Origin of the sequence: Serratia microhaemolytica, assembly GCF_004011885.1 — a bacterium.
GTDB classification, from domain to species: Bacteria; Pseudomonadota; Gammaproteobacteria; order Enterobacterales; family Enterobacteriaceae; genus Serratia_G; species Serratia_G microhaemolytica.
This window is the reverse complement of sequence record NZ_SBEF01000135.1, coordinates 1-773: the sequence shown is the minus strand read 5'-3', so window position 1 is coordinate 773 and position 773 is coordinate 1. Positions and strand designations below refer to the sequence as shown.

The 773-nt window shown below is 58.3% G+C and carries 1 protein-coding gene; it reads left to right on the top strand.

The window, feature by feature from the left end; translation table 11 throughout:
- Positions 1-121: 121 nt before the first annotated feature.
- The coding region (locus tag EOJ37_RS14345) for a type VI secretion system baseplate subunit TssF (RefSeq protein WP_155522521.1) at positions 122-773 on the top strand (652 nt) is incomplete at its 3' end.

The following is a 773-nucleotide window of genomic DNA, read 5'->3' as shown; positions in this document are numbered from 1 at the left end:
GCGAACATGAATATCCACAAACATCTCCTTCGTTAACATAAATCTCCGCACAGAAAAAGCACGGATGATATCAGGTGGATCAGTTTTCGATGATCGTTAGTGGATCAGTTTTGCATGATCGGTGACACGCGTCGATTTCCCACTCACCCCACACCGCCACCAACGGCGTGGCCACCATGGCTACTGCCGCCTGCACACCGTCACCGCTGCCAGCGGCCGCAAACGCAACTGGCTACAGTTCTACCAACCGAATGGCCAACCGATGCACACCTTTCCGCAGAGCCATTTTGATTGTCATTTTCTGATGCAGATGAAAGCGCCACCGTTTGCCACACTGCCAACTGACTGGAAGATGGGGGCCGACACGCCACCCGGTTTTACCGTGCGGCCAGTCAGCACACCTTCCGTGGCCGCCGTGGCACTCAGCGATAGCCACCACCAGTGGCGATTAATCTCACACCTGGCTTTTCGGCCACACTTTGCCGCTGCGTTACCGGTGTTGCGGCGCCTGCTGCTCGACTTCGCCTGGGGGCTGAGCCACGACGCCCCGCAGTTACGCCAGTTGCAACAGCGGCTGGATGAGTGGCAGCAGCTTGACACTGTGCCCGAGGAGATGCCGTGTTATGGCCGCCTGAAACGCGGTTTACACGTCACACTGACGCTGAGTGAAACGGCAAACGCCCACACTGCCGAGCACTACCGGCTGGTCAGGCTATTACGGCTATGCCTGGCTCGCACCCTACCCACCCAGAGCTTTGTCCGCCTGGTGGTGC